This is a genomic window from Rhodococcus kronopolitis, assembly GCF_042654025.1.
GTDB lineage: Bacteria > Actinomycetota > Actinomycetes > Mycobacteriales > Mycobacteriaceae > Rhodococcus_G > Rhodococcus_G kronopolitis.
In genome coordinates, this window is record NZ_JBHSFO010000012.1 from 173,248 (window position 1) to 195,146 (window position 21,899).

The 21,899-nt window shown below is 71.9% G+C and carries 19 protein-coding genes; 5 read left to right on the plus strand and 14 right to left on the minus strand.

Annotated elements, in window-relative coordinates:
* Positions 1–14: 14 nt before the first annotated feature.
* The 3 genes from ACFO6S_RS17800 to ACFO6S_RS17810 are packed head-to-tail and all read right to left on the minus strand — an operon-like array spanning position 15 to position 2,129.
* Entirely contained in the window at positions 15–224 is a 210-nt protein-coding gene (locus ACFO6S_RS17800) for an exodeoxyribonuclease VII small subunit (protein WP_378419250.1), read from the minus strand.
* Positions 221–1,507, minus strand: a complete 1,287-nt coding sequence (gene xseA / locus ACFO6S_RS17805; protein ID WP_378419252.1) for an exodeoxyribonuclease VII large subunit — start codon at positions 1,505–1,507, stop codon at positions 221–223. Before xseA ends, ACFO6S_RS17800 begins: the two co-directional genes overlap by 4 nt.
* Before the next feature lie 10 nt (positions 1,508–1,517).
* Positions 1,518–2,129, minus strand: coding sequence for a lipid droplet-associated protein (locus ACFO6S_RS17810; protein WP_378419254.1), 612 nt, complete (start codon positions 2,127–2,129; stop codon positions 1,518–1,520).
* Positions 2,130–2,225: 96 nt separating this feature from the next.
* Here ACFO6S_RS17810 and ACFO6S_RS17815 point away from each other — a divergent pair, with 96 nt between their 5' ends.
* The gene (locus ACFO6S_RS17815; protein WP_378419256.1) at positions 2,226–3,239 is read left to right on the plus strand and encodes a 4-hydroxy-3-methylbut-2-enyl diphosphate reductase; all 1,014 of its coding nucleotides are present in this window, start codon (positions 2,226–2,228) and stop codon (positions 3,237–3,239) included.
* A gap of 86 nt (positions 3,240–3,325) precedes the next feature.
* On the opposite strand, the gene ACFO6S_RS17820 is transcribed toward ACFO6S_RS17815, so the two are convergent.
* Together ACFO6S_RS17820 and ACFO6S_RS17825 are read right to left on the minus strand one after the other, a co-directional pair.
* Positions 3,326–4,210: a DUF6542 domain-containing protein gene (locus ACFO6S_RS17820; protein WP_378419258.1), complete on the minus strand. Its 885-nt coding sequence runs from the start codon at positions 4,208–4,210 to the stop codon at positions 3,326–3,328.
* A gap of 17 nt (positions 4,211–4,227) precedes the next feature.
* Positions 4,228–5,397: a DNA recombination protein RmuC gene (locus tag ACFO6S_RS17825; RefSeq protein ID WP_378419259.1), complete on the minus strand. Its 1,170-nt coding sequence runs from the start codon at positions 5,395–5,397 to the stop codon at positions 4,228–4,230.
* Positions 5,398–5,501: 104 nt separating this feature from the next.
* Here ACFO6S_RS17825 and ACFO6S_RS17830 point away from each other — a divergent pair, with 104 nt between their 5' ends.
* Complete coding sequence (locus tag ACFO6S_RS17830; protein WP_378419261.1) at positions 5,502–6,680, plus strand: exonuclease SbcCD subunit D; 1,179 nt, start codon at positions 5,502–5,504, stop codon at positions 6,678–6,680.
* Positions 6,677–9,658, plus strand: coding sequence for an AAA family ATPase (locus ACFO6S_RS17835; protein WP_378419263.1), 2,982 nt, complete (start codon positions 6,677–6,679; stop codon positions 9,656–9,658). Before ACFO6S_RS17830 ends, ACFO6S_RS17835 begins: the two co-directional genes overlap by 4 nt.
* A gap of 43 nt (positions 9,659–9,701) precedes the next feature.
* Here the strand turns inward: ACFO6S_RS17835 and ACFO6S_RS17840 are convergent, their stop codons facing one another.
* The 7 genes from ACFO6S_RS17840 to ACFO6S_RS17870 all read right to left on the minus strand — a co-directional run bounded on the left by ACFO6S_RS17840 (position 9,702) and on the right by ACFO6S_RS17870 (position 17,986).
* Complete coding sequence (locus ACFO6S_RS17840; protein ID WP_378419264.1) at positions 9,702–10,952, minus strand: AI-2E family transporter; 1,251 nt, start codon at positions 10,950–10,952, stop codon at positions 9,702–9,704.
* 42 nt (positions 10,953–10,994) lie between these two features.
* Entirely contained in the window at positions 10,995–11,498 is a 504-nt protein-coding gene (locus ACFO6S_RS17845) for a methylated-DNA--[protein]-cysteine S-methyltransferase (RefSeq protein WP_378419266.1), read from the minus strand.
* Positions 11,495–13,000: a DNA-3-methyladenine glycosylase 2 family protein gene (locus ACFO6S_RS17850; protein ID WP_378419268.1), complete on the minus strand. Its 1,506-nt coding sequence runs from the start codon at positions 12,998–13,000 to the stop codon at positions 11,495–11,497. The genes ACFO6S_RS17845 and ACFO6S_RS17850 overlap by 4 nt, the downstream gene beginning before the upstream one ends.
* Before the next feature lie 136 nt (positions 13,001–13,136).
* On the minus strand, positions 13,137–13,328 hold the full coding sequence (locus ACFO6S_RS17855; protein ID WP_378419269.1) for a YbdD/YjiX family protein: 192 nt from the start codon (positions 13,326–13,328) through the stop codon (positions 13,137–13,139).
* A complete protein-coding gene (locus ACFO6S_RS17860) occupies positions 13,328–15,628 on the minus strand; it encodes a carbon starvation CstA family protein (RefSeq protein WP_378419271.1) in 2,301 nt (766 codons plus the stop codon). Before ACFO6S_RS17860 ends, ACFO6S_RS17855 begins: the two co-directional genes overlap by 1 nt.
* Positions 15,629–15,730: 102 nt before the next feature.
* The gene (locus ACFO6S_RS17865) at positions 15,731–17,308 is read right to left on the minus strand and encodes an FMN-binding glutamate synthase family protein (RefSeq protein ID WP_378419273.1); all 1,578 of its coding nucleotides are present in this window, start codon (positions 17,306–17,308) and stop codon (positions 15,731–15,733) included.
* A gap of 111 nt (positions 17,309–17,419) precedes the next feature.
* Complete coding sequence (locus tag ACFO6S_RS17870; RefSeq protein ID WP_378419275.1) at positions 17,420–17,986, minus strand: LysM peptidoglycan-binding domain-containing protein; 567 nt, start codon at positions 17,984–17,986, stop codon at positions 17,420–17,422.
* 131 nt (positions 17,987–18,117) lie between these two features.
* Here ACFO6S_RS17870 and ACFO6S_RS17875 point away from each other — a divergent pair, with 131 nt between their 5' ends.
* Positions 18,118–18,696, plus strand: a complete 579-nt coding sequence (locus ACFO6S_RS17875) for a class I SAM-dependent methyltransferase (protein ID WP_378419277.1) — start codon at positions 18,118–18,120, stop codon at positions 18,694–18,696.
* Between the two features lie 8 nt (positions 18,697–18,704).
* Here the strand turns inward: ACFO6S_RS17875 and ACFO6S_RS17880 are convergent, their stop codons facing one another.
* Complete coding sequence (locus ACFO6S_RS17880; RefSeq protein ID WP_378419279.1) at positions 18,705–18,929, minus strand: hypothetical protein; 225 nt, start codon at positions 18,927–18,929, stop codon at positions 18,705–18,707.
* A gap of 255 nt (positions 18,930–19,184) precedes the next feature.
* On the opposite strand from ACFO6S_RS17880, the gene ychF reads away from it, so the two are divergent.
* Positions 19,185–20,264 (plus strand): redox-regulated ATPase YchF, encoded by a 1,080-nt coding sequence (ychF, locus tag ACFO6S_RS17885; protein WP_378419281.1) that lies wholly within the window; start codon positions 19,185–19,187, stop codon positions 20,262–20,264.
* Between the two features lie 156 nt (positions 20,265–20,420).
* On the opposite strand, the gene ACFO6S_RS17890 is transcribed toward ychF, so the two are convergent.
* Entirely contained in the window at positions 20,421–21,872 is a 1,452-nt protein-coding gene (locus ACFO6S_RS17890) for a beta-propeller fold lactonase family protein (protein ID WP_378419283.1), read from the minus strand.
* Between the last annotated feature and the right edge of the window lie 27 nt (positions 21,873–21,899).

The following is a 21,899-nucleotide window of genomic DNA, read 5'->3' on the forward strand; positions in this document are numbered from 1 at the left end:
GGGGACGACCGGGCCTAGTCGTCCTCGCCGTGCGCGAGCGCCTTCTCCACCCGGGCCCGAGCCCCGGCGAGGTGTTCCTCGCATCGCTTGGCCAGTTCCTCGCCGCGTTCCCACAGTGCGAGTGAGTGGTCGAGGTCGAGGCCGCCCTGCTCGAGCATCTTGACCACCTCGGCCAGCTGGTCGCGTGCGGCCTCGTAGCCGAGTTCCGCTACCGGTTCGTTCACTTCGCTTCTCCTGATTTGTCCTTGCCCATGACGGCCGCGATGACCGCGCCGTCGCCCACACGTACCCGCAGTTGGGTGCCGGGCGGGGCGTCGTCGACGGACCGCAGCACCTCGGGGTCCGCGCCGGGCACCATCTTCTGCACCACCGCGTAGCCGCGGGCCAGCGTCGCCGCCGGACCGAGCGTGGTCAGCCGTGCCGCGAGGTGTTCGACCACCGTCGACTGGCCGTCGAGCAGCCGCCGGACATCGCGTCGGGCCGTTGCCCGCCACCGGTCCACTTCCTCCGCGCGCCGCTCCACCGCGGCCAGCGGATCGGCCAGCACCGGTCGGCTGCGCAGGTCCGCGAGCGACCGCGACTCCCGGGCCACCCAGTTGCGCAGGGCCGCGGCCCCGCGGGCGCGGAACTCGGCGACCAGCGCCTGCTCGGCCGCGGCGTCGGGCACCACCCGCTTGGCGGCGTCGGTGGGGGTGGCCGCGCGCACGTCCGCGACGTGGTCGCACAGCGGATTGTCCGGCTCGTGGCCGATCGCGCTGACCACCGGCGTGGTGCACCTGGCGATGGCGCGGCAGAGGGTCTCGTCGGAGAACGGCAGCAGGTCCTCGACGCTGCCGCCGCCACGGGCCAGCACGATCACGTCGACCTCGGGGTTCGCGTCGAGCTCGCCGAGCGCCGCCACGATCTGCGCGGTCGCGGTCGGTCCCTGCACCGCGGTGTTGCGGACCTCGAACCGGACGGCCGGCCACCGGGTTCCGGCGACGCTGAGGACGTCCCGTTCGGCGGCGCTGGCACGGCCGGTGATCAGCCCGACGGTGCGCGGCAGGAACGGCAGCGGGCGCTTGAGGCGGGGGTCGAACAGGCCCTCCGCGTTCAGCAGGGCGCGCAGCCGCTCGATCCGGGCCAGCAGCTCGCCGATGCCGACCGCGCGAATCTCGGTCACCCGCAGCGAGATGGTGCCGCGGCCGGTGTAGTACGAGAGCTTGCCGAACATCACGACCCGGCTGCCCTCGGTCAGCGGCACGGGCGAGTCGCGGATCAGGGTGGGCGAGCAGGTGATCGACAGCGACATGTCGGCGGACGCGTCGCGCAGCACCAGGAACGCGGTGCGGGTGCCGGGCCGGACGTTGATCTGGGTGATCTGCCCCTCGACCCAGATGCTGCCGAGCCGGTCGATCCACTGGGCGACCTTCGTCGAGACCGACCGCACCGGCCACGGATTGTCCGCGGAGTTCGACGTGGGGGCGGCTGCGGTGCCGCCGGGTCGGCTGGCCTGTGCGGAAGTCACTTGGCGGCGGTCACTTGGCGGTAGCGGTGGTGATCCGGTTGCCCAGCATCGTCTGGAACGGGGCCCGGGACAGGGCGGCGTTCTCGTACGCGAGCAGCGCGGTGAGCTCCTCGACCGACAGGGACCGCAGCCGCGCGCGCAACTGGGCGAGGGTGAGGTTGTCGTAGTCCAGGTACGTCGCGATCTCCGGCGCGGTGTCGCCGCCGTCGGTCGCGGTCTCGGCCTTCGGTGCGGCCGTGGGTGTGGCGGCGGCCGGGTCGGCGTCGGCGTCGGCGCCGGGCGGCATCGAGTAGAGCTCGAACCGGCCCTGGTTGGCGGGCTTGGCGGGGGCGGCGCCGTTTCCGGTCGTCGACCGGCCGTCGGTGGAGACGGGGGCCGCGTCCTCGTCGAAGGTCGCCCAGCTCGGCTGCTCCTGGTCGGTGTGGAAGAGCACCGACAGCGCCTCGTCGCCCTTGATCGCCAGCGCGGTCACGGACTGCTGGACGCGCATCGACGTCTGCAGCATCTGACTGATCGCGGTCATCGGCAGCGAGATGGCGGTGGTCGGCAGCTTCTGTACCTCTTCGACGACCGTGGCGGCGATTCCGGCGGCCACGCGGGCGGCGAAAGGAGGACGAATCATGCTCCTAGCCTGCCTCACCGTCGCCGCATTTGGTAGCCGACGGGGCCGATCGCGGGTGATCGGCCGGTACTCGCGCGTCCCCCGTACCCTTGAGGCATGTCTTCTGCTGTCCCCTTGAACCTGGGTATCGCCCGTTCCGGTACGTCCGCGGCGGGTACGACCGGCAAGCGCATCCTGCTGGCGGAGCCGCGCGGGTACTGCGCCGGCGTCGACCGCGCGGTCGAGACGGTGGAGCGTGCGCTCGAGAAGCACGGCGCACCGCTCTACGTCCGCAAGGAGATCGTGCACAACCGGCACGTGGTCGAGACGCTGACCGAACGCGGCGTGGTCTTCGTCGACGAGACCGACGAGGTCCCGCAGGGCTCGGTCCTGGTGTTCTCCGCGCACGGTGTGTCGCCTGCCGTGCACGAGGCCGCGGCGGAGCGCAGCCTGCACACCATCGATGCCACCTGCCCGCTGGTCACCAAGGTGCACCAGGAGGTCAAGCGGTTCGCCCGCGACGACTTCGACATCCTGCTGATCGGGCACGAGGGTCACGAGGAGGTCGAGGGGACCGCGGGTGAGGCGCCCGATCGCGTGCAACTGGTCGACGGCCCCGACTCGGTCGAGGCGATCACCGTCCGGGACGAGGCGAAGGTGATCTGGCTCTCGCAGACGACGCTGAGCGTCGACGAGACGATGGCGACCGTGGCGCGACTGCGGGAGAAGTTCCCGCTGCTGCAGGACCCGCCGAGCGACGACATCTGCTACGCCACCCAGAACCGTCAGGTCGCGGTGAAGGCAATGGCGCCGGAGTGCGACCTGGTGATCGTGGTCGGGTCGCGGAACTCGTCGAACTCGGTCCGGCTGGTGGAGGTCGCGCTGGGTGCCGGCGCGAAGGCCAGCTACCTGGTCGACTACGCCCGCGAGATCGACCTCGGGTGGCTCGACGGGGTGCAGACGGTGGGTATCACCTCGGGAGCCTCGGTGCCGGAGATCCTGGTCTCCGGGGTCATCGACCTGCTCGCCGATCACGGGTTCGCGGACGTCCAGACCGTGACGACGGCCAACGAGACGCTGGTCTTCTCGCTCCCGCGGGAGCTGCGCCAGTCGGCGACGCCGAACGCCTGACGCCGGCCGCGGGCCCGATCGGGCCCGCCGCCCGTCAGGGCGCTCGGTCGGTCAGGGGCCGCCTGGTCGGTCTGGTTGTTTGACTGTCAGGGTTCGTCGTGGCGGTCACGGTAGCGAACCTGCGGAAGCGGGTGGCCGGCACCGTCCGGTCCGGGCAGGCGGCCGTACTGGCGGGCCGCTTCCGGTCGGCCGGGCCTGCCTTCGCCGACGGGGACCGGTTCCGGTGCGGTCCGGTGCGGCTGACGCGGTGACCGAGCCGCCGGCGCCGCGCGGCGTGCGGTCTGCTCGTGGTCGAACTGCCGGTCGCGGTCGAACTGGTCGGTCTCCTCGAACGCAATGTCCACGGACCTCGGTCGGGCACCGGTCAGGTGGTCGCCGGAACGTGGGCGTCGGGTGGGCTGCGGGCGGGTGGACGGCTGCCCGGGCACTCGGGTGTTCGGTCCGGTGGCGGTCCGCCCGGCGGAGCGGTCCGAGGCGGTGGCCGGGGACTCCGTCGCGGTGCGGCCCCCGCGCGCGGCGCGAGCCGGGCGCACTCGCGCCTGGGCGTTGAGGTAGTACCGGCAACCCGCGATCGCGGCGACGACGAGTGTGGTCACCATCATCATGGGGAAGCGGTTGACCAGCGGGAGCGCGATGTTGAAGACCAGGCCCTTGAGGCCGCCGCCGGACTCGACGGTCAGCATCTGGTAAGCCAGCGGTACGGCCACGACCAGGATCAGCGGGGGCTGGACCAGGGCGGTGAAGAGCGCGCGTCCGCGGACCGCCAGTACGGCGGCGACACAGCCGAGGAAGTAGAAGACCGCGAAGGCCGAGGTCAGTTCCGTCCCGCGCAGCGCGTCGATGACAAACCCGACAAAGGTCGTGCCCGCGGCGATGAGGACGGCGCCCCACGCGGGGACGCCGGGGACTGTGGGGACGACTGACCGCGCATCGAGCGGCACCCCAGAGCGAGCACGTTGGGTTGCAGACACCCCACGAGACTAGCTGTTCACGACCCGATCACCTCGTTGGCGGGACCGGGGGCGTGCCCGAGATCCGCGAGCCCGACCGTCCGCGGCCACGAATCGATGCGACTCACCTCGGGCACCTCGCCGCTGCCGACCTCCAGATCGTGGAGCTTGCGAGCGGTGACGGCCACCCGGGTCTCCATCGACGCGGCGGTGAGGTTGAAGGATTCGACGGCCTTGCCCAGCTGCGAGCCGAGCCGGTCGAGGTGGGTGCCGACGATGCCGAGCCGGCCGTAGAGCTCGCGGCCGAGCCGATGGATGGTGTCGGCCTCGCGGGAGAGGGTCTCCTGACGCCAGGTGTGCGCGATGGTGCGCAGCAGCGCGACCAGGGTGGTCGGGGTGGCGAGGATGACGTTCTTGGCGAACGCGTGCTCGAGCAGCCCGGCGTCGGCGGCCAACGCCGCGTCGAGGAAGGAGTCGCCCGGCACGAACAACACCACGAACTCGGGCGTCGGGTCGAACGACGCCCAGTAGGCCTTGGCGGAGAGCTGGTCGACGTGGGTGCGCAGCTGCCGCGCGTGCCGCACCAGGTGCCCGTCCCGGGTCGCGACGTCCTCCTCCTGGGCGGCGTCGAGGAAGGCCGCCAACGGGACCTTCGCGTCCACCACGATGTTCTTGCCGCCTGCCAGCCGGACCACCAGGTCCGGCCGGACGCCCTCCTCGCTGACCTGCGTCTCGAAGTCGCAGTGCTTGACCATGCCGGCGAGCTCGACCACCCGCTCCAGCTGTATCTCGCCCCAGCGGCCCCGGACCTGCGGTGCGCGCAGAGCGGTCACCAGCTGGCCGGTCTGGGTGGTCAGCAGTTGTGAGGCCCGACGCATCCCGTTCACCTGCTCGGTCAGCCCGGCGTAGGCGTGCACCCGGCTTCGTTCGACCTGCTGCACCTGGACCGAGAGGGCGTCGACGGCCTCGTGCAGGGGGCCGACCAGGTGCGCGACCTGTTCCCCGACCGCGCCGGAGGTGCGCCGGGCCGCGTCCTCGTTCACCGAGGACAGCGACTGGCGCAGCAGCTTCTCGTTCTCGCGCAGCGCGGTGAGCTGAGCCTCCGCGCGGGCCGCGTGCTGACCGGTCCGGGAGGCGTGCCAGAGCCAGCCGACTGCGACGCCGAGGGCCAAAGCGACGAGGAGTCCGAGTGCGGTGACGGGTTCCATGCCGCGATAGTGCCCGAGGCCACCGACATGTGCCGGGAGGCGGGTCCGCGGGCGTCGCCGGGCAGCCCGGCGGTGCTGTCGGTGGGGTCAACTACGGTCGGGCCATGCGAATCCTGCACACCTCCGACTGGCACATCGGGCGCACCTTCCACGGGGTGGACCTGTTGGCCGACCAGGCCGCCGTGCTCGACGCCGTCGCGGGACTCGTCACCGAGCACGCGGTCGACGTGGTGGTGGTGCCGGGTGACGTCTACGACCGGGCGATCCCGAGCGCCGATGCGGTCACCGTGTGCAACAGGGGATTCGAGGCGATCCGGGCCGCAGGCGCGGTGATCGTCGCGACCTCCGGGAACCACGACTCGCCGGCCCGGCTCGGTGCCGGCGCGGCCTTCTCGGCGGCCGGTGGGCTGCACCTGATGACCCGGGTGTCGGAGGTGGACCGGCCGGTGCTGCTCGAGGACGAGCACGGGCCGGTGGCGTTCTACGGGATCCCGTACCTGGAACCGGAGGCCACCCGCGCCGAGCTGGGAGTGCCCTCGGCGCGGTCGCACGCCGCGATCCTCGACGCCGCGATGGCGCGGATCCGGGTCGACCGCGACGGCCGTGCGGTCGACGGCAGGCCGCCGCGGACGGTGCTGCTCGCGCACGCCTTCGTGGTGGGCGCCGAGGCGACCGGTTCCGAGCGGTCGATCTCGGTCGGCGGCGTCGAGACCGTCGCCGCGTCGGCATTCGAGGGGGTCGACTACGTCGCGCTCGGTCACCTGCACTCGCCGCAGACGCTCACCGAGCGGGTCCGCTACTCCGGTTCGCCGCTGCCGTACTCGTTCGGCGAGCGGTCGCACCGCAAGGCCGTGTGGATCGTCGACCTTGACGCGGACGGACTGCGCGAGGTGGTCCGGCACGATCTGCCCGTGGTGCGCGGGCTCAGCCAGCTCACCGGCACCGTCGAGGAGTTGCTGTCCGGCGACGAGTTCGCCGCCGCCGTGGACGACTACGTGTCCGCGGTGCTCACCGACCCGGTCCGCCCGCAGGACGCCATGCGGACCCTGCGGGAGCGGTTCCCGCACATGGTGCACCTCGAGTGGAACCGTCCGGAGGGCGTGGCGGACCTGCGCTACCGCGAGAAGGTGCGCGGCCGCACCGACACCCAGATCGCCACCAGCTTCCTGACCGACATGCGCAGCGAGCCGACCGCCGGGGAGCTCCGGCTGCTCGAGCGCGCGCTGAGCCTCGCGATCCGCGAGCCGGAGAACGCGGCCGGCGCCGAGGCGGACATCGCATGAGACTGCACAGCCTCGAGGTCACGGCATTCGGCCCGTTCGGTGACACGGCGACCGTGGACTTCGACGAACTGGGCGCGGACGGGCTGTTCCTGCTGCACGGTCAGACCGGCGCCGGCAAGACGACGGTGCTCGACGCGGTGGCGTTCGCCCTCTACGGCACCGTCCCCGGCGCGCGCCAGCAGGGCAAGCGGCTGCTCTCCGACCACGCCGCGCCCGGCGCGGTGCCCCGGGTGACGCTCGAGGCGACCATCGGGGGCCGCCGGCTGCGGCTGACCCGCAGCCCCGAGTACCAGCGGCCGAAACTGCGGGGCACCGGCACCACCAAGGAGAACGCGAAGGCGACCCTGGAGTGGCTCGACGGGCACGGCCAGAACCTGACCCGGCTCGACGAGATCGGGGAGGCCGTCGGTCGACTCCTCGGGATGAGCGCCGATCAGTTCTTCCAGGTGGTGCTGCTCCCGCAGGGCGACTTCGCGCGCTTCCTGCGGGCGGACACCGACGAGCGGGGCAACCTGCTCGAGCGGCTCTTCGACACCTCCCGGTTCGGCACCGTCGAGGACTGGTTCGTGGCCCGCCGTCGGGAGAGCGCGGCGAAGCTCGAGGCGAGCCGAAAGTCGGTGGACCTCATGGTCGCCCGGGTCTCGACGGCCGCAGGCATCGAGGCGGGCGCCGACGCGGAGCCGTTGGTGTGGGCGCGCAAGCTCGAGATCGACGCCGGGGAGGTGGCCTCGCAGGCCCTGCTCGACCTCGCCGAGGCGGAGGCGGCCGCGGCCGCGACCGGCGCGGCCCTGGCCGAGGACCGGCGGGTGTTGCGGCTGCAGCAGCGGGCAGCCCAGGCCGCGGCGGAGCTTGCCGACCACGAGGCGGCGGCCCCGGCCCGCGCCCGGGTGGCCGGCGAACTCGCTGGCGCCCAGCGCGCGGCCCCGGTTGCGGCGCTGCGGGAGCAGGAGACGGTCGCGGCGCAGGTCGCGGGGCGCGAGCTGGCGCGGCTGACCGACCTGGCCGACCGGATCGGTGCGAGCGACGAGGGCGCGGAACTGCTCGCGCGCCTGTCCTGGCCGCCGGCTCCCACCGACAGCGAGGTGCTCGCGGCCGCCGTGCGGGACTGGGCGGGGGAGGTGGCGCGGCTCGACGGCCTGATCGTCGAGTCCCAGACCGGTGACGCACTGGCGGGGGCGGTGCTCGACCACCGGCTGCGGCGCGGCGAACTCTGTTCTGCGGAAACCGAACTCGCGCGGCGACGGGAGCTGCTGCCGGAGCTGGTCCAGACCGCCGAGGCGGAGCTGGCCGCGGCCCGGCTGGCGGCCGCCACGGTGCCGGCGCTGGCCGCGGCCCGGACGGCGGCGTCGGAGGCCCTGGCGGCGGCGACCGAACTGGCGGCGGCGCGCCGTGCCCGGACGGCCGCCGCGCAGGAACTGGCCGACGCACGGGACCGCCACCTGCGGGCCCGCGGTGAGCTCCTCGACCTCCGCGAACGCCGGCTCGCCGGGATGGCCGCGGAGCTCGCGGCCGAGCTGGTCGACGGCGACCCCTGTGTGGTGTGCGGCGCGGCCGAGCACCCGCGGCCCGCCGAGCGGCCGGACTCGGTGGTCACCAAGGCGGACGAGGAGTCGGCGCGGGTCGCCGAGCAGGCCTGCTCGGACGCGGTCGACGCCGCGTCGGCGCGGCTGACGAAGGTCGAGCTCGCGGTCGAGGTCCAGATCGAGCGCGGCGGTGACGGGGACCCCAACGAACTGAAGGTGCGGGTGGCGGAGACCAGCGCGCGGCACGCCGAGGCCGCGGCACTGGCGGACGGTGAACCGGCGCTGACGACGGCACTGGCGGAGCTCCGGGCGGAGTCGTCGGGACTGCAGGAGCGGGCCGGATCGATCGCCGCGGAACTGGCCGCGCTCGACGCCCAGATCGATTCGGCGGAAACGCAACTCGCACAGATCCGGGCCCGGGTCGACGCGGCCACCGGGGCGGGCGAGGGGCTGCGGACCCGACGCGACCGGCTCGACGGGCTGGCCGGCGCCGCATCGGGGCTCCGGGACCAGCGCCTCGCGGCCGCGTCCGCGCGGGATGCGGCCGATGCCCTGACCCGGACGGTGGCCGGGGCCGCCGCCGAGGCCGGGTTCGACACCGTCGAGGCGGCGGTCGACGCGGTCCGCGAGGCCCGTCGGATCGCCACGATGGAGGAGTCGCTGCGCGCCGCCCGGGACCTGGAGGTGCGGGTGGGGGCGGTGCTGGCCGAGCCCGATACCGCGGCCGCCGTGCTGCTCGAACCCTCCGACCCGGCCGACGCTGAGGCGGCGGACCTGGCGGCGACGATCGCGGTGAAGGCCGCGGTGGGCGTGGCGGCCGACGCGCAGCGCCGCCAGCAGGACCTGGAGCGGTTGGTGGGCCAGCTCGCGGCGGAGGTCGAGGCGCTGGCGCCCGCGCAGGCCCGGCACGACGAACTGGCCGGGCTGGCCGACGTGATCGAGGGCCGCGGGCAGAACGCGCGCAAGATGTCGCTGCGGTCCTACGTGTTGGCGGCCCGACTCGAGGAGGTCGCCCTCTCGGCATCGACCCGGCTGCGCCGGATGTCGGCGGGCCGCTACGAGTTCGTGCACGCCGACGGCGCAGGCACCGGGCGCAAGCGCGGCGGACTGGGGCTCGACATCCGCGACGACTACACCGGCGTCGTGCGGTCGGCGAAGACCCTCTCCGGTGGTGAGTCGTTCCTGGCGTCGCTCGCGTTGGCGCTCGGGCTCGCGGACGTGGTCGCGGCCGAGTCCGGTGGACTGGTGCTCGACACCATGTTCATCGACGAGGGTTTCGGCACCCTCGACGCGGACACCCTCGAGTCGGTGATGGGCGTCCTCGACGAACTCCGGGAGGGCGGCCGGGTGGTCGGCATCGTCAGCCACGTCGACGAGATGCGACAGCGGATTCCCAGCCGGTTGCACGTCATTCGCGGTCGGACCGGTTCGAGTCTCGAGGTGGTCGCCGGCTGACGCCGCGCCCACGGGCGACGTCAGCCGGGGCTCAGTCGGTGGTTCAGACGCGGTCGGGGAGGACGGCGTCCGCGGCGGGTGACCCGACTTCCGGAGACCCTGCTGCGGGGGCCGGCGGCTCGGCGTCGTCGGTGCGGGGTTCACTCACGCCCGGCGGCGCGCCGTCCGCGTCGTCGCCCTGCTCGTCGAGCTTTCGGTCCACCTGTTCGCCGATGTAGCGGATCACCACTGCGCCGCAGGCCGCCACCGGGACGGCCAGGAAGGCGCCGACGATCCCGAACAGCGACGATCCCGCGGTCACCGCGAGCAGCACGATGGCGGCGTGCAGGTTCATGCTCCGGCTCTGCAGCACGGGCTGGAGCACGTTGCCCTCCAGCTGCTGCACCGCCAGCACGATGATCAGGACGATCAGGGCGGTGGTCCAGCCCTTGGCCACCAGCGCCACCAGCACCGCCAGCGCGCCTGCGACGAAGGCGCCGACGATCGGGATGAAGCCGCCGAGGAAGGTGAGCATCGCCAGCACCGGTGCCAGCGGCACCCCGAGGATCACCAGGCCCAGCCCGATGAAGAACGCGTCGACGAAGCTGACCAGTGCCTGGGTCCGGATGAAGCCGCCGAGGGTGTCCCACACCCGCACCGCCACGGCCTCGAAGTGCCGCCCGGCGCGGCCGCCACTGACCCCGTGCAGCCAGGGTAGGAACCGCGGCCCGTCCTTGACGAAGAAGAAGGTCAGGACCAGCACCAGGAACAAGGCGATCAGCATGGAGGCGGTCGCGCTGACCCCGCTGAAGACGCCCGTCGCGATGGACTGCGCGCTCGACTGCAGCTTGGTGATGATCGCCTGGACGGCCGAGTCGATCTGGTCGTCGCGCAGGTTCACCGGCGGGCCCTTGAGCCACTCCTGTACCTGCCGGAGGCCGGCGCTCGCCTTGTTCGCCAGTTCGGGCGCCTGGTCGACGACGGACGGGATGATCAGCGCGATGATGCCGGACAGGACGGCGACGAACCCGACCAGCGTGATGCCGGCCGCGGCGGCGGGCGGGAGCCCGCGGCTGGTCATCGCCCGGGTCGGCGGCCACAGCACCGTGGACACCACGATGGCCATCAGCACCGGCAGCACGACCACCCACAGCTGGCCGAGGGCCGCCCACACCACCCAGGCTCCGGCGGCGATCGCGACCAGGCACAGCGACCACTTGGCGAGCCACATGCCGCCCGCGCCGAGCACGTCGCCGCGGTCGATGAAGTGTCGCCGCGCCGGATTCGGGGCGGCGGTGGTGGGCGTTTCGCTCACGTTCGGTCCTTCCGGGTCTGGTGGGGCCGAATCTACCGCGACCTACCGCGAAACTGCCTCGTGGTCGAGCAGCCAGCGTTTCGTCGGCAAACCCCACCGGAAGCCGCCGAGGTCGCCGCCGACCCGCAGCACGCGGTGGCACGGCACGAAGAGCGCGGCGGCGTTGCGGGCGCAGGCCGACGCCGCGCCACGGACCGCGGCCGGCCGGCCGGAGCGGGCCGCGAACTCGGTGTAGGTGATCGGGTCGCCGGCGGGCACGCTGCGGAGCACGTCCCAGGCGTGCACCAGGAACTCGCCCGAATGTTGTCGCACCACAACCGAATCGACGGCCGTCAGGTTGCCGTCGTGGTAGTCGGTCACCGCGCGGGTGACCGCGCCGAGTTCGGCGCGCTCGGTCAGGTCGGCGGGCCGCAGGTCGGGGTGGATCAGTGCCCGCAGCTGTTCGGCATCCGCGGTCCAGCCCGCGGCGAGCACTGCGGAATCGGCGTCGACGACGGTGGTGAACGGTCCCACGGGGGTGGGCACGGTGGCGTAGTGGGCGGTCATGACGGGTCCTCACTGTCGGGAAGTGTGGGTGGGATAACGCCGCGGTGGACGAGCGCTGTACGCCACAGGTGCATCGAGGCGTACGAGCGCCAGGGTGACCAGCGGTCGCGTCCGGCCAGGTCGATGCCGAGCGCGGCCGCGCCCTGTCGGACGACGAGGTCGGTGTGCAGCAGCACGTCCGGGTCGGCGAGGGTGCGCATGGTGACGTAGTCCGCCGTCCACGGGCCGATCCCGGGGTAGGTGAGCAGTTCCGCGCGCAGGTCCGCCGACGTCCGCCCGCCGTGCAGCACCAGCGCGCCGTCGGCCAGTGCCGCCGCCACGCCCACGACGGCGTCGATCCGCCGCGCGGGGCCGGCGAGCACCTCGCGTCCCCGCGCGGCAACGGCTGCGGCACTGGGGAATCCGTGCGTGAGCACCGCGTCCTCGACCGGCTCGCCCAGGTGCGCCACCAGCCTCGCGGTCGCGGTGGCGGCCGCGGCCACCGACACCTGCTGCCCGATCATGGTGCGCAGCAACAGTTCCTCGGCGTCGAGGCTGCCCAGCACCCGGATGCCGGGCGCGGCGTCGACGCTCGCGGACAGGTCCGGGTCGGCGCTCAGTGCGGCGTCGACGGCCTGCGGGTCCGCGTCCAGGTCGAGCAGGTGCCGCAGCCGGGCCACGGCGGGCGCGAGATCGCGCATGTCCCGCAGGGTCAGCTCGGTGAGCACGTGGCCGGCGTGATCCTGATGGGCGGCGGAGATCCGGACCGCGGCCACCCCGGTGCCGTGCGGCAGCCGCAGCGCCCGGCGGTACTCGCCTGCCGCGCACCGCTCCAGGCCGTCGACGGCGTGCGCGGACAGCTGCCAGGTCAGCCAGCCGGTGTCGAGCGGCCCCCGGTACGGCAGTCGAAGCCGGACGGTGCCTGCCGTCGGCCCGTCGCCGTCGGTCCGCCGCGCGGCCTCGGCACGCATCGTCGATGGCGTCGCCGCGAAGACCTCGCGGACGGTGTCGTTGAACTGCCGGATGCTCGAGAAGCCCGCCGCGAACGCGACGTCGGACATCGGCATCGCGGTGGTCTGGATCAGCAGCCGCGCGGTGTGGGCCCGGTGCGCCCGGGCGAGGGCCAGCGGCCCGGCGCCGAGTTCGCTGGTCAGTGCGCGGGTGAGCTGACGGGTGGAGTACCCGAGCGAGGCCGACAACGCCGCCACCCCGCCGCGTTCGACGGCGCCGTCGGCGATCAGCCGCATCGCCCGGGCGGCGAGGTCGGAGCGCACGTGCCACAGCGGCGACCCGGGCGCGGCGTCGGGCAGGCAGCGTCGGCAGGCCCGGTAGCCGGCCTGCTGGGCGGCGGCCGCGGTCGGCAGGAAGGTGACGTTGCCGGGCTTCGGGGTGATCGCTGGGCAGGACGGCCTGCAGTAGATGCCGGTGGTGCGCACGGCGGTGATGAACTGCCCGTCGAAGCGGGCGTCGCGGGAGGACACCGCGCGGTAGCAGCGCTCGAAGTCCAGGTGTGGTGCGGTCACGACTCCACTGTGGCAGCCGCGCCGGTGGCGGCGCTAGCGGAAATCGGACATCACCGTCTCGCCGAGTGCGCGCAAACCGAGCGGGCCGCTCGGCCGACGTGACGGCGGGTGCACACTCGGCGCACTCCCGACGCGGTCAGCAGCAGCGCGCGCCGGGGTGGGCGTCCTGATCCGCGTACCGTGCGCGCCAGTACTCGCGTTCGCTGGGCACCGGGGTGCCCGGGTGGGTGCGGCGCAGGTGCTCGGCGTACCGGGCGTAGTCGTGGTCGCCCATCACCGAGGTGACCCACCACCACAGCCCGCGCGCGGCGCGGCGCGGCCCGGCCATCAGTGGTGCCCCCCGACGGTGTGGGCGGCGCCGGGCGCGCGGACCTTGCCCTCGGCGATCAGCTCGTCCCACTCGTGCTGGACGGCTTTCTCTGCCGGAGTGGGCACGAAGCCGGCCGGTCCGAAGAGCTTCGAGGGCACCGGTGGGGTCTCGGTGTCGGGCAGCCCGCCGGCCCGGAAGGCCTTGACGCAGACGAGGAGTCCGATCACCGTGACGATCAGGACCAGCACCGCGAACACGATCGACAGGGTGCCCTGGACGAAGGTGTTGCGGATGACCGCGTCGATCGCCTCGGGCGTTGTCGCCGAGCCGAAGCTGCTCAGCCCCGCGTTCTTGGCGTCGACGAAGTCCCGGTGCTGGGCCCAGTACCCGATCGCCGGGACGGATGAGAAGATCTTCTGCCAGGACGCGGTCATGGTCACGATGAGGTCCCAGGCCAGGGGCACGGCCACGATCCACGCCCACTTGAACAGCCCCTTCTTCATCACGACCACCAGCACCACCGTCAGCGCGATCGCCGCGAGCAGCTGGTTCGCGATGCCGAACAGCGGGAACAGGGTGTTGATGCCGCCGAGCGGGTCGGTGACGCCCATCAGCAGGACCGCGCCCCACAGCCCGACCACGGCGATCGAGCAGAACCAGGCGCCGAACCGCCAGGACGGGTCCTTGAACTTGCGCGCGGCGCCGCCGAAGTTGCCGAGCGAGTCGGAGAGCATGAACCGGGCCACCCGGGTGCCCGCGTCGACGGTGGTGAGGATGAACAACGCCTCGAACATGATCGCGAAGTGGTACCAGAACGACTTGAGGCTCGACCCACCGATGAACTGGCTCATCACCTCCGACATGCCGAAGGCCAGCGTGGGGGCGCCGCCGGTGCGCGAGACGATGGACTCCTCGCCGACGTCGGCGGCGGCCTGCTCGAGCGCGGCGGAGGTGATGTCGGGGCCGGGCAGGCCGAGGTTGTTGAGGTAGTCGGGCGCGGTGGCGGCGCTGCCGCCGGTCAGCGCGGCGGGCGCGTTGAGCGCGAAGAAGAGGTGCTGGTCGATGATGCACGCGGTGACCAGGGCCATGACGGCGACGAAGGACTCGGTGAGCATGCCGCCGTAGCCGATCATCCGGGTCTGCCGCTCCTTCTCGAGCAGTTTCGGGGTGGTGCCCGACGCGATCAGGGCGTGGAAGCCGGACAGGGCGCCGCAGGCGATGGTGATGAACAGGAACGGGAACAGCGAACCGGAGAACGCCGGTCCGTCGCCGTCCCAGGCGAACGACGTGGTCGCGGGCATCTGGATCTCGGGACGGGCCAACAGGATTCCGGCGGCCAACAGCAGGATCGTGCCGACCTTCATGAAGGTGGACAGGTAGTCGCGGGGCGCGAGCAGCAGCCACACCGGCAGCACCGACGCGGCGAGCCCGTAACCGATCATCAGCCACGCGAGGGTCACCTTGGAGAGGGTGAACCAGTCGGTGCCCCAGCCGGTGTCGGCGACCCAGCCGCCGGAGACGATCGCGAGCAGCAGCAGCACCACGCCGATCAGGGACACCTCGGAGACCTTGCCGGGCCGGAGGTAACGCAGGTAGACGCCCATGAACAGGGCGATGGGGATGGTCATGGCAATGGAGAAGACGCCCCACGGGCTCTCCGCGAGCGAGTTCACCACCACCAGCGCGAGCACCGCGATGATGATGACCATGATGACGAAGACGCCGATCAGGGCGGCGACCCCGCCGACGACGCCGAGTTCCTCGCGGGCCATCTGACCGAGGCTGCGGCCCCGGCGCTTCGAGGAGAGCCACAGCACCAGGAAGTCCTGGACGCCGCCGGCGAACACCACGCCGATGATGATCCACATGGTCCCGGGCAGGTACCCCATCTGCGCGGCCAGCACCGGACCGACCAGGGGGCCGGCCCCGGCGATCGCGGCGAAGTGGTGACCGAACAGCACCCGCCGGTCGGTCGGCATGAAGTCCTTGCCGTTCTCGAGCACCTCGGCCGGCGTCGCCCGGTCGTCGCGGGGCTTGACGATCTTGTTCTCGATCAGCCGGGCGTAGAAGCGGTACGCGATCAGGTACGTGCACACGGCCGCGATGACAAACCAGACGGAGCTCACATGCTCGCCGCGCACGATCGCGATCATCGTCCAGGCGACGGCCCCGACCACGCCGATCGCCGCGAACACCAGCTTCTTCGCGGTGGTGATCGGGGTCCGGTCCACGATGCCGACCGGAGGCAGGTCGGGGTCGGTGTACAGGTACTCGATGTGCGGGTCCGACGGGAGTTTGCCGGGGGTGGTGGTGGTCATGGTGGACCTCCTGGGCAGGCACTCTACTGTGGCCTACGTCACCCTATTCCTGTGCTCTCCCCTCCGCGCGCCGTCCGCGGCCGTCGCGGTCATGGCCGGGCGTCAGAACCGGTCGGCGTCGGCGTCGATCCAGTCGGTGAGCCAGGCGTCCGGCGGGTTGTCGAGCAGCTCGCCGGGCAGCAGCCACTCGTACAGCTCGGCGTAGGTCCTGGTGGTGTGCGCGTCGATCCGGCGGTTGAGCATGGACGGACGCAGCTCGTCGAAGCCGTCGAGGCCCATCGAGGCCACCATCTGCTTGGCGCTTGCCACCGTCGACTTCTGGAACCGGTGGACGCGGGCGGACTTGTCGGGGACGTCCAGCGCCCGGGCGCGGGCGGGGTCCTGGGTGGCGACGCCGACGGGGCAGTGGTTGGTGTGGCAGGCCTGCGCCTGGATGCAGCCGACCGCGAACATCATCGCCCGGGCCGACAGGGTGAAGTCGGCGCCCTGGATGATCCGCCTGACGATGTCGCTGCCGCTGGCGACCTTGCCGGATGCCCCGACCTTCACCCGGTCCCGTAGGCCGGCCCCGACCAGGGCGTTGTGCACCAGCATCAGCCCCTCGGTCAGCGGCATGCCCATGTGATCCTCGAACTCCACCGGTGCCGCGCCGGTGCCGCCCTCGGCGCCGTCGACGATGACGAAGTCGGCCGTGACGCCCTTGGCCGCCATGGCCTTGCAGATGCCGAGGAACTCCACCCGGGACCCGACGCACAGCTTGAATCCGACCGGCTTCCCGCCGGACAGGGTGCGCAGGGTGTGGACGAAGTCGACGAGCTCGTTGGGGGTGCCGAAGGCGCTGTGCGCGGGCGGCGAGACGACGGTCCGGCCGATCGGGACGCCACGGGTCTCGGCGATCTCGGCGGTCACCTTGGCCCCGGGGAGCACCCCGCCCAGGCCCGGCTTGGCGCCCTGGGAGAGCTTGACGGAGATGGCCTTGACCTGCGGGTCGGTGGCCTTCTCGGCAAACTGCTCGGGGTCGAAATCGCCGGCGGTGGTGCGGCATCCGAAGTATCCGGAGCCGATCTCCCAGATCAGGTCGCCGCCGTGCCTGCGGTGGTAGGGACTGATGCCGCCCTCGCCGGTGTCGTGGGCGAAGCCGCCGCGGGCGGCGCCGGCGTTCATCGCCTCGACGGCGGTGGCGGACAGCGAGCCGAAGCTCATCGCGGATACGTTCAGCAGCGCGATGTCGTACGGCAGCGTGCACTGCGGGCCGCCGAGTCGCACGGTGGGGACCTGGTCGTTCGCCATCCGGGCCCGCAGCGAGTGCGTCATGAACTCGTGGCCCGGGGCCTGCACGTCCCGCTCGGTGCCGAACGGCTCGTCGTCCTTGGTGCCCTTGGCCCGCTCGTAGACGAGGTCGCGGGTCTCCCGGTCGAACGGTGTCCCACCGGTGGGGGATTCGATGAAGTACTGCTGGATCTCGGGTCGGATCTTCTCGAGCAGGAAACGCGCGTGCCCGAGCACGGGGTATATCCGCAGGATGCTCCGACGGCGTTGCAGCAGGTCCCGGGTGCCGAGGGCGGCGAGCGCCAACACGATCACGGCCGGGACCCACCCCCAGGCAGTCACCCCGACGGCGAGCGCGAGCGCGCCCAGTCCGACGGTCCACAACCCGGCGATGATGATCCAGCGGATCACGGTCCCCACTTTCGACTGCGCGGGCCGTGGGCGCCGCGGCGGTGTACATACGGACGCGGCGGCCCCGGCAACTGCTGCCGGTGCCGCCGCGTCGGATTCGTGTGGTGGTGCCTACGGGACGGTGATGACCTGTCCCGGGTGGACCAGGTCCGGGTTCGCAATGCCGTTGGCATCCGCGAGGCGCTGGTACTGGTTGCCGTCGCCGTAGTAGCGCTCGGCGATGACCCACAGCGACTCGCCCTCGCCGATGGTGTGGGTGCGCGGGGCCGGCGGGGCCGGGGGAGCGGCCGGCTCGGGCGCCGGTGCGGGCTCCGGCTCGGCGGCAGGCACCGGCTCGGTGACCTCGACAGCGGTGTCGCTGGCCCAGACGGCCTTGTCGCCGGCGTAGAGGACGACGTTGCGGTCGTCCTGGACGACGAGCTTGGCGCCCGAGTTGCCCGAGGTCTGCGAGGCCCAGACGGCGTCGTTGCCCTCGGTGTACAGGACGAAGTTGCCGTCGTCCTGTAGGTCGGCCTTGACCGCGCTCTTGCCGTTGGTCTTGGTGGCCCAGACGGCGTTGCCGCCTTCGCTCAGCACCAGGTTGCCGTCGTCCTGCAGCGTCAGCGCGTAGGCGCCGTTGGCGGAGGTGATCGACTGGCCTGCTGCCAGGCTCGATCCGGCCTGCAAGGTGTCTGCCACGGGGTGTCCCCTTTCAAGGGCGATCGTCAGCGTGAATTGTGTTCTGCGCGCGGCGGACCGGTCCGTCGCTCGCCGCGAACCCTACCGGCGGGGTGCGGCAGTTCGGCGGAGCGAAACGTAGTCTCGGAGCGGTGACCCGATGGCAGGACGAGCGAGACGAGGCGCAGTCGCGCGCCTACATTCAGCGATTCGAGCAGCTCGCGGCGGACGGGGCGGACCTGCACGGCGAGGCGCGGATGGTCGACGCGCTGCTGGCGCCGGTCTCGCGGGTCCTCGATGCCGGCTGCGGCACCGGGCGTGTCGGCCTCGAACTCGCCCGGCGCGGGCACGCGGTCACCGCCGTCGACCTGGACCCGGTACTGGTGGCGGCGGCGCGTGAGCATGCCGAACTGACCGTGCACCTGGCGGACCTCGCGGAGCTGGACCTGCCCGGCGAGCAGTTCGACGCGGTGGTCGTGGCCGGGAACGTGATGATCTTCGTCGAACCCGGCACCGAACGGACGGTGGTGGGCAGGCTTGCCGCTCACTTGGCGCCGGGCGGGGTGCTGGTCACCGGCTTCGCCACGGACTACCGATACACCGCCGATCACCTCGACGCGGATCTCGAGGCGGTGGGGTTGGTCAAGGAACACCGCTTCGCGACCTGGGACCTTCGGCCCTGGCGAGCGGACGCGACATGGGCGGTGACGGTCGCGAGAAAGCGAGGGTAGCGCCCGCGTCAGGCCCAGCAGGCGATGGCGAGGCCCCCGGCGAACGGAATCACGGCCAAGGGTGCACAGGACAGCGCGGCACCCAATGGGCCCTGCTGTGGGTTGAGGAACGCGGGCTGGACGGGCACGGGCATCGGCGATGCCGGTCCGGCGGCGGCGATCGCCGGGGCGAACGCGAACACCGGTACGGTGGCCGCGGCCACTATCGCTGCGCGGAGTGAGTTTCTGGTCATGGTGTTCCTCCTGGTGGCGGCGTGGCGCACCGCGCGGTTCCGGGGTGCTCGGATTGCGCTCCTCTCAGTGTGGGCGCCGGGACACCGCATGTCACTGCCGTGGGCTACTCGTCTTGCCCGCCGCCGACGAGCCTTGGCGCGGATCATCGCCGCCGCGATCGGCGGCATCGAGGACGGCAGCGGCGGGTACCGATCCGCAGGTCTACGGACCGGTGTGTGCAGGGCGCCCACACCGGTCCGTAGACTCTGGAGACTGTGAGCCTTACCCTCGGAATCGTCGGACTGCCCAACGTCGGCAAGTCCACCCTTTTCAACGCGCTGACCAACAACGACGTGCTGGCCGCGAACTACCCGTTCGCGACCATCGAGCCCAACGTCGGCATGGTCGAGCTGCCCGATCCGCGGCTGACCAGGCTCGCCGAGATCTTCGGTTCCGAGCGGATCCTGCCCGCGACGGTCTCGTTCGTCGACATCGCCGGAATCGTCAAGGGCGCCTCCGAGGGGGCCGGCCTGGGCAACAAGTTCCTGGCCAACATCCGCGAGGCCGATGCCATCTGCCAGGTCGTCCGCGTCTTCGCCGACGACGACGTGGTGCACGTCGACGGTCGCGTCGACCCCGCGTCGGACATCGAGGTGATCGAGACCGAGCTCGTCATCGCCGACATGCAGACCCTCGAGAAGGCGCTGCCGCGGCTCGACAAGGAAGCGCGCAAGAACAAGGAGCTCAAGCCGCTGCACGACGAGGCGGTCAAGGCGCAGGCATTCCTCGACGAGGGCACCACCCTGTTCAGCGTCAAGGACAAGCTGGACTTCGGGCTGCTGCGTGAGCTGAGCCTGCTCACCACCAAGCCGTTCCTCTACGTCTTCAACGCCGACGAGGCCGTGCTCACCGACGAGGCGAAGGTCGCCGAGCTGCGCGCGTCGGTCGCCCCCGCGGACGCGGTGTTCCTCGACGCGAAGGTCGAGCAGGAGCTGCTCGAGCTGGACGAGGAGGACCGTCAGGAGATGCTCGACTCGATCGGTCAGTCCGAGCCCGGCCTGCACGCGCTGGCCCGCACCGGCTTCCACACCCTCGGGCTGCAGACCTACCTGACCGCCGGCCCCAAGGAGTCGCGCGCCTGGACCATCCACAAGGGCGACACCGCCCCGCAGGCGGCCGGCGTCATCCACACCGACTTCGAGCGTGGCTTCATCAAGGCCGAGATCGTGTCCTTCGCCGACCTGGACGAGGCGGGTTCGATGGCAGCGGCCAAGGCCGCCGGCAAGGTGCGCATGGAGGGCAAGGAGTACGTGATGGCCGACGGCGACGTGGTGGAGTTCCGCTTCAACGTCTAGCCCCCGGTCAGCGGCCATACTCGAGGCTGCCCGTCCGCAGAACGGCCAACGGGACCCGCAGAGGCTCGGACCAGTTCGTCCGCAGCCCTGCGGGTTCTGTCGTCTGCGCCAGCCCGGCCCCGACGCGCCGGGTCGCGGCTTTGTCGGCAGACCCGTTCAGCCGGTACTGGGTCTGACGGTGACCGAGTTGATGTCGTAGACGCCGAGGAACTGGACGAAGGCCAGTGCCTGCGGCTTGTCCCCGTTCTGGTCGGTGGTGAACGACATCAGCGGGACCGGCAGACCGGCATGTGTGGCGTACACGGTGTAGCGGGTGTCGGGGGTCATCCCGCGTCCGGTGAACTGGACCATGTCCAACCCGTCGACGGCCCGCACGATGAGATCGCTCGAGCCCGGACCCACCAGGGTCGGGGTGACGTTCTGGACCGGAAGGTTGAGGCCCTGCCGGGTCAGGTTGGCCGTGCCCGGCCCACTGGGCACCGCATCGGCGACGTACACCACCGCTTGACCTTCCTGTCCCGTCCGCAGGGTCGTGACGATCGAGCGGGTGGCGGTGTCGACGACGTCGACGCTGTCGGAGCCCTCGTTGACGACGTAGACACGGGTGTTGTCGGGGCTGGGCCAGATGCCGTGCGGTTCGACGCCGGAGGACGGAACGGACCCGACCTGGGTGGGCGGCCCGTCCGGGTGACGCTGGTAGATCTTGGTCTCGTCGGTGCCACCCACGGTCAGGTAGACGAGCTCGGCTTCGGGTGTGGTCACGAATGCCGGGTGGTTGGTGTTCGGCCCGGTGTCGAGAACCGCGCTGACAGTGCCAGTCGTCAGGTCGAGGACGCTGACCTTGCCGGCCTTCTTGTGCGCGGCCCACAGCTCGGTGCCGTCGGGCGCGAGCGCCATGTCGGAGGAGAATGGGTCGGCGAGCCCGGTGATCCGCTGCACGACCTCACGCGAGGCGACGTCGATGACGTCGATCGTCGCCGCGCGTGAGTGGTTGACGTAGGCGCGAGTCCCGTCAGGGCTGAACAACACCTTCGACGGGCCCGGCTCGGTGCTGACCTGCCCGATGACGCCGCCCTGCAACGCATCCACGATGTCGAGCTGGGACAGTGCCCGGTCCGCGACCCAGACGGTTTGGCCGTCCGGGCTGAAGAACCCCTCATGGGAGGAACGGCCCACGGTGGTCTGCGAAACGGTGCTGTTGTCGGACGTGCGGATCACCGTGACGGTGTTGGACGTGACGCTGACCGCGTTGAGGTATTGGCCGTCCCGGGAGAATCCGAGACCGTGCACGTCGACATTGCGCAGGTACTGGGGTCCCAGGATGTCGCCGAGCCGCTGCGACCCGAGCGCGATCGTCCCCAGGACCTCGTTGGTAGCGGGGTTGATCACCGACACCGTGTTCGAGGTCTGGTCCGCGGTGTAGACCCGGTCGCTCGGCGAGATCGGCTGCGCCCCGGGCAGCGCCGGCGCCTGTTCCACCTCTGCCGTCGATGTCCCCGGGGTCGGGCTGCCGGACTGAGCGCCCTGCCCGCCGCCGCAAGCCGACAACAGCACCAGCACGGCGCCGGCGATCCCTGCACGCCAGACGATTTCACGATGAGTACGCACGTCAGTCCTCCACTCGGTCGGTCGGCC